At 71.1% G+C, this 10,495-nt stretch carries 9 protein-coding genes; all 9 read right to left on the minus strand.

What is annotated here, in order from left to right:
- Window positions 1-423, minus strand: a 423-nt coding sequence (locus B7767_RS12075) for a polyphenol oxidase family protein (RefSeq protein WP_143652375.1), incomplete at its 3' end; no start/stop codon positions are given.
- Window positions 420-1,613, minus strand: a complete 1,194-nt coding sequence (ftsZ, locus tag B7767_RS12080) for a cell division protein FtsZ (protein ID WP_030858954.1) — start codon at window positions 1,611-1,613, stop codon at window positions 420-422. The genes B7767_RS12075 and ftsZ, both read right to left, overlap by 4 nt.
- Before the next feature lie 287 nt (window positions 1,614-1,900).
- Window positions 1,901-2,698 (minus strand): cell division protein FtsQ/DivIB, encoded by a 798-nt coding sequence (locus B7767_RS12085; RefSeq protein WP_085572202.1) that lies wholly within the window; start codon window positions 2,696-2,698, stop codon window positions 1,901-1,903.
- A gap of 25 nt (window positions 2,699-2,723) precedes the next feature.
- Entirely contained in the window at window positions 2,724-3,818 is a 1,095-nt protein-coding gene (gene murG, locus B7767_RS12090; protein ID WP_085572203.1) for an undecaprenyldiphospho-muramoylpentapeptide beta-N-acetylglucosaminyltransferase, read from the minus strand.
- A 6-nt stretch (window positions 3,819-3,824) separates the two neighbouring features.
- Window positions 3,825-5,177, minus strand: coding sequence for a putative lipid II flippase FtsW (ftsW, locus tag B7767_RS12095; RefSeq protein ID WP_085572204.1), 1,353 nt, complete (start codon window positions 5,175-5,177; stop codon window positions 3,825-3,827).
- A 74-nt stretch (window positions 5,178-5,251) separates the two neighbouring features.
- Window positions 5,252-6,670: a UDP-N-acetylmuramoyl-L-alanine--D-glutamate ligase gene (murD, locus tag B7767_RS12100; protein WP_085572205.1), complete on the minus strand. Its 1,419-nt coding sequence runs from the start codon at window positions 6,668-6,670 to the stop codon at window positions 5,252-5,254.
- Window positions 6,652-7,725: a phospho-N-acetylmuramoyl-pentapeptide-transferase gene (gene mraY, locus B7767_RS12105; protein WP_030820598.1), complete on the minus strand. Its 1,074-nt coding sequence runs from the start codon at window positions 7,723-7,725 to the stop codon at window positions 6,652-6,654. Before mraY ends, murD begins: the two co-directional genes overlap by 19 nt.
- Window positions 7,722-9,137: a UDP-N-acetylmuramoyl-tripeptide--D-alanyl-D-alanine ligase gene (gene murF / locus B7767_RS12110; protein ID WP_085572206.1), complete on the minus strand. Its 1,416-nt coding sequence runs from the start codon at window positions 9,135-9,137 to the stop codon at window positions 7,722-7,724. Before murF ends, mraY begins: the two co-directional genes overlap by 4 nt.
- A 4-nt stretch (window positions 9,138-9,141) precedes the next feature.
- Window positions 9,142-10,495: UDP-N-acetylmuramoyl-L-alanyl-D-glutamate--2,6-diaminopimelate ligase (locus B7767_RS12115; protein WP_085572207.1), on the minus strand; the 1,354-nt coding region annotated here is incomplete at its 5' end.

The following is a 10,495-nucleotide window of genomic DNA, read 5'->3' on the forward strand; positions in this document are numbered from 1 at the left end:
CATGGCCCGTACGGCGGCGGGGACGACCCCGGCGGTCATGCCGGGCCGGCCCGCGTGGGCCGCGGCGACGACGCCGGCGACCGGGTCGGCCAGCAGTACCGGCACGCAGTCGGCGGTGAGCACCGCGAGGGCCAGTCCGCGCCGCGCGGTGACGATCGCGTCGACCTCGGGGACCGGGCGCTCGCCCCAGGGTTCGTCGACCACGGCCACGTCGGCCCCGTGCACCTGGTTCATCCAGACCACCCGGGCCGGGTCCACGCCGAGCGACTTGGCGGCCAGTTCGCGGTTGACGCGCACGGCGCCGGGGTCGTCGCCGACCGCCCCGCCGAGGTTGAGCTCCTCATACGGAGCGGCGCTCACCCCGCCCCACCGGTCGGTGAAGGCGAAGTGCGCGCCGCTCACGCTCTCGCGCCGTCCTATCACTTCAGGAAGTCCGGTACGTCCAGTTCCTCGACCGGGCTGTCGTAGGTCCGCGACGGCGGGACCGGCGGCTGGACGGCCGGGATGTCGCGCACCGGCTCCGGCGCCGGCGGCTCCGGGTCCTCCTTCGGCGTGACGCTGCCGAGCGAACCGAAGGACGGGCGGCTCTCCGGCTGCCGCGCCGGGGCGGGCTCCTCGCGCTTGGCCGAGGACGAACCGAGGACGTTGTCCCGCTTGGCGGGCGGCTGGCCGCCGTCGAAGCCGGCCGCGATCACGGTGACCCGGACCTCGTCGCCGAGGGCGTCGTCGATCACCGCGCCGAAGATGATGTTGGCCTCGGGGTGGGCGGCCTCGCTGACCAGCTGGGCGGCCTCGTTGATCTCGAACAGGCCGAGGTCGGAGCCGCCGGAGATGGAGAGCAGCACGCCGCGGGCGCCGTCGATGGAGGCTTCGAGCAGCGGCGAGGAGATGGCCATCTCGGCGGCGGCCACCGCGCGGTCGTCGCCGCGGGCCGAGCCGATGCCCATGAGGGCCGAACCGGCCTCGGACATGACCGACTTGACGTCCGCGAAGTCCAGGTTGATCAGGCCGGGCGTGGTGATGAGGTCGGTGATGCCCTGGACACCGGAGAGCAGCACCTGGTCCGCCGACTTGAAGGCGTCGAGAACCGACACCTGACGGTCCGAGATGGACAGCAGCCGGTCGTTCGGGATCACGATGAGGGTGTCGACCTCTTCGCGGAGCTCGGCGATGCCGTCCTCGGCCTGGTTCGCGCGACGCCGCCCCTCGAAGGTGAACGGGCGCGTGACCACGCCGATGGTGAGGGCGCCGAGCGAGCGGGCGATGTTGGCCACGACGGGCGCGCCGCCGGTGCCGGTGCCGCCGCCCTCGCCGGCCGTCACGAAGACCATGTCGGCCCCCTTGAGGACCTCCTCGATCTCCTCGCGGTGGTCTTCCGCGGCCTTGCGGCCGACGGCCGGGTTGGCTCCGGCGCCGAGTCCGCGGGTGAGTTCACGGCCGACGTCGAGCTTGACGTCGGCATCGCTCATCAACAGGGCTTGCGCGTCGGTGTTGATGGCGATGAACTCGACGCCCTTGAGACCGACCTCGATCATCCGGTTGATGGCATTGACACCACCGCCGCCGACACCGATGACTTTGATGACTGCGAGGTAGTTCTGCGGTGCTGCCACGTCGAAGGCCTCTCGCCTCGAGTTACGTGTCGCCCGACCGCTGAAGCACTGCTGCCCCGCGACCCGACGACTGATGCCGAATGGGACGGTCCGTAGCGCCGACCCGAACCCTAACGTTGAAGTTTAGGGTTACCAGTGTGTCCGTTCCCTGGAGTCTTCTGAACAGGACACTAAGTCGACAAGCGGCGCCCGTTCAACGAACACGCCGAACCTCCCGTTTTTCTTTTCACCCTATGTGATCAGCCGTAGCGCTGCCCAACCAGGGTGCTGGCCTGCGCTGATGTGCGTCAACTCCCCGCTGACGCGGGGGCCGTGGGCACGCTGACGTCGAAGTGCCGCGCACCGGGCTCCGCTTTCATCAGTGCGGTGAGAATACGGCCCTTCTCGGCACCCTTCTCACCGCTTCCCCAGTCGACCGTACGGCCGTCCGTCAGTTCCAGCGAGATGTCGTCGTAGGAACGGACCTTGACGACGCGGGTGGCGTGCGCCACGGAAGGCGGGATCGCACCGGCCACCCGCACCGCCTCCCGGGTCAGCCGGTCCTCGTCGAAGCGGCGCAGGCTCGCCGCCGCGGAACCGCTCCTGGAGACGGCCAGTTTCAGCTCGGGCACGCCTTCGGGAGCCTTGGAAACCGTGGCGAACCGGACACCTTCCTCGTCCACTTCGATGAATTTCCCACCTTTGTGGACGAGAAGGACAGCGGTGCGTTCCGTCACTTTCAGCGTGATCCCGCTCGGCCAGGAACGGACCACGTCAACCGTGTCGATCCGGGGCAACGCCTCGGAAAGCCGCGCCTCGATCGCGTCGGTGTCGACGGAGACCAGTTGTTCCCCGAGGGGGACGTCGGCGGCCTCGCGCACCTCCGCGGGCGTCAGGACCCGGGTCCCCGACACCGACACGCGCTCCACCCGCACCAGGTCCGACCCGTACAGCAGCCAGAACGCCCCGCTGCCGAGGAACACCAGGACGACGGCCAGGACGATGATCCGACGAACCTGTCGTCGTCCGAACCTCCGGACGGACGGCGGCGGGCCGGACGACTCCCGCTTGCGTTCACCACGCTCGGCGGTGGTCGATCCGGCCATGTTGCCTGTCCTCCGTCATACGCCTCTAGCGGTGCGCACGGGCGGCGATCGCCTCGTACACCATGCCGACGAGCAGGTCGTCGGCGTCCCGGCGGCCGAACTCGGCGGCGGCGCGGGACATCTCGTACAGCCGGTGCGGGTCGGCGAGCACGGGCAGGACGTTCTGCTGCACCCAGTCGGGCGTCAGCTCCGCGTCGTCGACCAGCAGTCCGCCACCGGCCTTGACCACCGGCTGGGCGTTGAGCCGCTGTTCGCCGTTGCCGATGGGCAGCGGGACGTAGGCGGCCGGGAGCCCGACGGCGGAGAGCTCGGCGACGGTCATCGCGCCCGCGCGGCAGAGCATCATGTCGGCCGCGGCGTACGCGAGGTCCATCCGGTCCAGGTAACTTACCGGGATGTAGGGGGGCATGCCCGGCATCTGGTGCACCTGCGGCAGTTCGTTCTTCGGGCCGACCGCGTGCAGGATCTGGATCCCGGCCTGCTGCAGCCACGGAGCGACCTGCTGGACCACCTCGTTGAGCCGGCGGGCGCCCTGCGAGCCGCCGGAGACCAGCAGCGTGGGCAGGTTGGGGTCCAGGCCGAACGCGGCGCGGGCCTCGGGGCGCACGGCGGCCCGGTCCAGGGTGGAGATGGAGCGGCGCAGCGGGATGCCGATGTACCGGGAGTTGCGCAGCTTGCTGTCGGGCGTGGAGACGGCGACCTGGGCGGCGTACCGGGAGCCGATCTTGTTGGCCAGTCCGGGCCGGGCGTTGGCCTCGTGGATCACGATCGGCACGCCGAGCCGCTTGGCCGCGAGGTAGCCGGGCAGGGCGACGTAGCCGCCGAAGCCGACCACGGCGTCCGCCTTGGTGCGTTCCAGGACCTGCTCGGCCGCCTTGATGGTGCCGCGCAGCCGGCCCGGAACGGTGATCAGTTCGGGGGTGGGCTTGCGCGGCAGCGGTACGGCGGGGATCAGCGCCAGTTCGTACCCGCGCTCGGGTACGAGACGGGTCTCCAGGCCTCGCTCCGTGCCCAGGGCCGTGATGCCCACGGTCGGATCCTGCCTGCGCAGGGCGTCCGCGAGGGCGAGCGCGGGCTCGATGTGGCCCGCGGTTCCTCCGCCGGCGAGTACGACATGCACCGAAATTCACCGCTCTCCGGACGAACGCGCCACCGGGGCACGCCGTCGCATCGTGTTCCATCTGCGGGGCCGCTGTGAACCCCCGTTCCGCTTTTTACCAAAGCGGGGTTGCCGCATGGCAAGCGCCATCCGTGCAGCGGGGTCCTCACGCGCGAAGGCGATCAGCAGCCCGATGGCGAACATGGTCGGCAGCAGGGCGGATCCCCCGTAGGAGAACAGCGGGAGCGGGACTCCGGCGATCGGCAGCAGACCGAGCACCGCACCGATGTTGATCACGGCCTGGGCCGTGATCCAGGTGGTCACGCCTCCCGCGGCATACCTGACGAAGGGGTCCTCCGTGCGTCCGGCCACGCGGATACCCGCATAGCCTAGAGCCGCGAACAGGGCGAGTACCGACAGTGTCCCCGCCAGGCCCAGTTCCTCACCGGTGATGGCGAAGATGAAGTCCGTGTGCGCTTCGGGTAGTTGGCCCCATTTCTCCACGCTCGCACCGAGTCCGGAACCGAAAATTCCGCCGGAGGCGAGGGCGTAGATCCCGTGCACCGCCTGCCAGCAGTCGACCGGCCCCGTCTGGGGCTCGGTGGCACCGAGGCAGGTGAGCCGGGCCATGCGGTTGGGGCTGGTGCGGATGAGGATCGCGCCGAGCAGCGCGGCGACCGACAGCACGCCGACGAACAGCCGGGTCGGCGCCCCCGCCAGCCACAACAGGCCGAAAAGGATCGCCGTCAGGATGATCGCCGTACCCATGTCGCCGCCGAGCATGATCAGCCCGAGCAGCATGAAGGCGGCCGGGACGAGCGGCACCAGCATGTGCTTCCACTGGGACAGCAGCCGCTTGTCCTGCTTGCGGGCGAGCAGATCGGCGCCCCACAGCACCAGCGCGAGCTTGCCGAACTCGCTGGGCTGGAGCTGGAAGGAGCCGCCGAGGGCGATCCAGTTCTGGTTGCCGTTGACCGCGACCCCCACCCCCGGCACCTGCACCAGGGCCATCAGGACGACGGCGCCCGCGAGGATCGGGTAGGCCAGGGCGCGGTGGAGCTTCACCGGCATCCTGGAGGCCGCCAGCAGCAGTACGCAGCCGATCCCGGCGGCCAGCAGCTGCTTGCGGAAGAAGTACGAGCCCGGCAGTGACATCTGCAGCGCCGTGATCTGGGAGGCCGAGTAGACCATCACCAGGCCCAGCACGGTGATCAGCGCACTGCCGCCGAGGATCAGGTAGTACGCGGTCAGCGGCCGGTCCCAGGCCCTGCGCGCCCGGGTGACCAGGGTGCGGACGGGGTTCTCGCGCGGGGGCCCGGGTACGGCGGGTCCGCGCACGGTCCGCCGCACGGGCGGGCGGCCGGTACGGCTACCGGTCATCCGGGCCTCCGCTGTACGCCGTCGACGGTCCCACGCGTCCCTCCCAAGGTCGCCCGGCGCCAGGCGGGCCGGGGTCAGGCGCCGAGCTCGCGCACCGCCTGTGCGAACGCGTCACCGCGCTTGTTGTAGTTGGTGAACATGTCCATCGAGGCGCAGGCCGGGGCCAGCAGCACCGTGTCGCCGGGCCGGGCGAGCCGCCGCGCCTCCTGGACGGCCCGGAGCATCGCCCCAGTGTCGGTCCGGTCGAGGTCGACGACGGGTACTTCCGGGGCGTGTCGCGCGAGGGCTTCGCGGATCAGGGCGCGGTCCCGGCCGATCAGCACGGCACCGCGCAGCCGCTTGGCCGCGCCGGCGACCAGTTCGTCGAAGGTGGCGCCCTTGGCGAGCCCGCCGGCGATCCACACGATCGACTCGTAGGCCGCCAACGAGGCTTCCGCGGCATGCGTGTTGGTGGCCTTGGAGTCGTCGACGTACGCGACCCCGTCCACGTCGGCGACGTGCGCGATGCGGTGGGCGTCCGGGGTGAAGGCCCGCAGGCCGTCCCGTACGGCGCTCGCGGGCACCCCGTAGGCCCGCGCGAGGGCCGCGGCGGCAAGGGCGTTGGCGATGTTGTGCGGGGCGGGCGGGGTGACGTCGGAGACCTCGGCGAGCTCCTGGGCGTTCCGCTGCCGGTTCTCGACGAAGGCGCGGTCGACCAGGATGCCCTCCACGACGCCGAGTTGGGAGGGGCCGGGCGTACCGAGGGTGAAGCCGACGGCGCGGCAGCCCTCCTCGACGTCGGCCTCACGGACCAGGTCCTCGGTGGCCTTGTCGGCCACGTTGTAGACGCAGGCGACGCGGTTGCCCTCGTAGACGCGGCCCTTGTCCCTGGCGTACGCCTCCATGGAGCCGTGCCAGTCGAGGTGGTCCGGGGCGAGGTTGAGCACGGCCGCCGAGTGGGCGCGCAGGGACGGTGCCCAGTGGAGCTGGTAGCTGGACAGCTCCACGGCGAGCACGTCGTACTCCTCCTCGCCGAGCACGGCGTCCAGGAGGGAGACGCCGATGTTGCCGACGGCGGCGGTGCGCAGGCCCGCCGCCTTCAGGATGGAGGCGAGCATCTGGACGGTCGTGGTCTTGCCGTTGGTGCCGGTGACCGCGAGCCAGGGGGCCGCGCCGGGCTTCCTGAGCCGCCAGGCGAGTTCGACGTCGCCCCACACCGGCACCCCGGCCGCGTCCGCCGCCGCGAACAGCGGCTTGTCCGGCTTCCAGCCGGGGGCCGTGACGATCAGCTCGGTGCCCTCCGGCAGGGTCGCCCCGTCGCCGAGGCGCACGGTGACGCCGAGCGCCTCCAGTTCGGCGGCCTGCTCACGCGCGCGCGGGTCGTCCCCGTCGTTGACGACGGTGACCTTCGCGCCGAGCCCGTGCAGCACCTTGGCCGCCGGGACGCCGGAGACGCCGAGTCCGGCGACGGTGACGTTCTTCCCCTGCCAGTCGGTCACTTGTCCGCTGCCCATCCCGCGTAGAAGAGGCCCAGTCCGACGATCACACAGATGCCCTGGATGATCCAGAAGCGGACCACCACGAGGACTTCGGACCAACCCTTGAGTTCGAAGTGATGCTGGAGCGGCGCCATCCGGAAGACCCGCTTACCGGTGAGCTTGAACGAGCCGACCTGGATGACCACCGACATGGTGATGAGGACGAACAGACCGCCCAGGATGGCCAGCAGCAGCTCGGTGCGGGAGCAGATCGCGAGACCCGCGAGCACACCGCCGAGCGCCAGCGAACCGGTGTCGCCCATGAAGATCTTGGCCGGCGAGGTGTTCCACCACAGGAAGCCCAGGCAGGAACCCATCAGCGCGGAGGCGACGACCGCGAGGTCCAGCGGGTCGCGCACCTCGTAGCAGGCGCCCGGGTTGGTCAGCGTCTCGCCGTTGGCGCAGGACTCCTGGAACTGCCAGACGCCGATGAAGGTGTAGGCGCCGAAGACGAGCACGGAGGCGCCGGTGGCGAGACCGTCCAGACCGTCGGTCAGGTTCACGCCGTTCGACATCGCGAGGATCATGAACAGCGCCCAGACGACGAACAGCACCGGGCCGATGGTCCAGCCGAAGTCCGTGATGAACGACAGCTTCGTGGAGGCCGGGGTCTGTCCGCGGGAGTCCGCGAACTGCAGCGAGAGCACCGCGAAGGCGATACCGACGATGAGCTGGCCGGCCATCTTCGCCTTGGCCCGCAGACCCAGCGAACGCCGCTTGACGATCTTGATGTAGTCGTCCAGGAAGCCGACCAGGCCCATGCCGACCATCAGGCCCAGCACCAGCACGCCCGAGTACCTCGGCGGCTCGCCGCTGATCACCTTGCTGAGGAAGTACGCGGCGACCGTCGCCAGGATGAAGGCGATGCCGCCCATGGTCGGCGTACCGCGCTTGCTGGCGTGCTCGCGCGGGCCGTCGTCGCGGATGTACTGCCCGTACCCCTTGCGCGCGAGCAGCTTGATCAGCAGCGGGGTGCCGATCAGCGTCAGGAAGAGGCCAATGACTCCTGCGAACAGGATCTGATTCATCATCGGGCGGAGACCTCACCCTCGGCACCGGTCTCGAGCAGCGCCTGCGCCACGCTCTCGAGCCCGACCGAACGGGACGCCTTCACGAGTACGACATCCCCCGGGCGCAATTCGCTGCGCAACAGGTCGACAGCCGCCTGTGCGTCGGACACGTGCACCGACTCCTCACCCCACGAACCCTCGTTATATGCGCCCAGTTGCAGCCAGGCGGCTTCCCTGCCCCCGACCGCGACGAGCTTGCTGACGTTGAGCCGGACGGCGAGCCGTCCGACCGCGTCGTGCTCGGCGAGCGCCTCGTCCCCGAGCTCGGCCATCTTGCCGAGCACCGCCCACGTACGGCGTCCCTTGCCCATGGCCGCCAGCGCGCGCAGCGCTGCCTTCATGGACTCGGGGTTCGCGTTGTAGGCGTCGTTGACGACCGTCACGCCGTCCGGGCGCTCGGTGACCTCCATCCGCCAGCGGGAGAGGGAGCCCGCCTCGGAGAGCGCGGTGGCGATCTCGTCTGCGGACATGCCCAACTCGTGGGCGACGGCGGCCGCGGCGAGCGCGTTCGACACGTGATGCTCACCGTACAGGCGCATGGTCACATCGGATGCACCGGAGGGTGTGTGAAGCCTGAAGGAAGGCTGTCCGCTGTCCGTGAGTCGCACGTTCTCGGCGGAGACGTCCGCTTCGTCGGACTCTCCGAAAAGGATCACCTTCGCCTTCGTACGGGACGCCATGGCCCGTACGAAGGGGTCGTCCGCGTTGAGGATCGCGGCGCCGCCCTCCTCGGCCGGGGGCAGGGCCTCCACCAACTCGCCCTTGGCCTGGGCGATCTGCTCCCGGCCGCCGAACTCGCCGATGTGGGCGGAGCCGACGTTCAGGACCAGTCCGACCTTCGGGGGCGTCAGGCCGGTGAGGTACCGGATGTGGCCGATTCCGCGCGCTCCCATCTCCAGCACGAGGAACTTCGTCTCCTCGGTGGCGGTGAGCGCGGTGAGCGGCAGGCCGATCTCGTTGTTGAGCGAGCCGGGGGTGAAGACGGTCGGCGCCTTGCGCCGCAGGACCTGGGCGATGAGGTCCTTGGTGCTGGTCTTGCCGGCCGAGCCGGTGAGCGCGACGAGGGTGGTGCCGAGCCGGCCGACGACGTGCCGGGCCAGGGCGCCGAGGGCCGCCTGGACGTCCGCCACGACGATCGCGGGAACCCCGACCGGCCGGGAGGCGAGCACGGCGGCCGCGCCCGCCTCGACGACCTGCGCCGCGAAGTCGTGGCCGTCCACGCGCTCGCCGGCGAAGGCGACGAACAGGCTGCCCGGTCCCGCCTCCCGCGAGTCCCGGACGACCGGTCCGGTGACCCGGACGGACGGGTCCGGTATGTCGTGCGTCTGCCCGCCGACGACTTCTGCGATCTCGGCGAGGGAGAGGGCGATCACAAGTTCATCCCTGGGTTTTCTTGATGGCTTCCCGAAGCACCTGGCGGTCGTCGAAGGGACGGACGACCCCGGCGATGTCCTGGCCCTGCTCGTGGCCCTTGCCCGCCACCAGCACGGTGTCGCCGGGCTCGGCCCGTGCGACGGCGGCGGCGATCGCGGCGGCCCGGTCCTCGAAGACCTGCACCTCGCCGCGCTCGTGGGCGGGCACGGAGGCGGCGCCGTGGAGCATGGTGGCGAGGATCGCGAGGGGGTCCTCGGAGCGGGGGTTGTCGGAGGTCAGTACGGCGGTGTCGGCGAGCCGCGCGGCGGCGGCGCCCATGGGCATCCGCTTGGTCCGGTCGCGGTCGCCGCCGCACCCCAGCACGACGTGCACCCGGCCCTCGGTGACCTTGCGCAGGGCACGCAGCACCGATTCCACGGCGTCGGTCTTGTGGGCGTAGTCCACCACCGCGAGGTACGGCTGTCCGGCGTCCACGCGCTCCAGCCGGCCCGGCACGCCCGGTACGGCGGCGACGCCGTCGGCAGCGGCCTGCGGGTCGAGTCCGGCGGCGGCGAGGGCGACGATCGCGGCGAGGGTGTTGGCCACGTTGAAGGGCCCCGGCAGCGGCGACCTGGCGCCGATCCGCTCGCCCTCGGGGCCGACCACGGTGAACGTCGAGTCCATCGGGCCGACCTCGACGTCCTCGGCGCGCCAGTCGGCGTCGGGGTGGCCCTCGGCGGAGTAGGTGACGACCGGGACTCCGGCCTCCTTGGCGAGCCTGCGGCCGTACTCGTCGTCCACGTTGACCACGCCGAGCCGGCTGCGCTCCGGCGTGAACAGCTGCGCCTTGGCCCGGAAGTAGTCCTCCATGTCGGAGTGGAACTCCATGTGTTCCGGGCTGAGGTTGGTGAAGACGGCGATGTCGAAGACGCAGCCGTCGACCCGGCCGAGGACCAGGGCGTGGCTGGAGACCTCCATGGCGACCGCGTCGGTGCCCCGCTCGCGCATGACGGCGAACAGGGCCTGGAGGTCGGTGGCCTCGGGCGTGGTCCGCTCGGACTTGATGCGCTCGTCGCCGATGCGCATCTCGACGGTGCCGATCAGTCCCGTGCGGTGCGCGGTCCTCAGGCCGCCCTCGACGAGGTAGGCGGTGGTGGTCTTGCCGGAGGTGCCGGTGATGCCGAGCTGGAGCAGGTCGCGGCCCGGACGGCCGTAGATGGTGGCCGCCAGCTCGCCCATCCTCGCGCGCGGGTCCTCGACCACCAGCGCCGGCAGTCCGGCCGCGGCGACGCGCTCGGCGCCGGACGGGTCGGTCAGCACGGCGACCGCGCCGAGGCCGGCGGCCTGGGTGACGAAGTCGGCGCCGTGGACGCGGGCG

Source organism: Streptomyces sp. 13-12-16 (assembly GCF_002114215.1).
Taxonomy (GTDB): Bacteria; Actinomycetota; Actinomycetes; order Streptomycetales; family Streptomycetaceae; genus Streptomyces.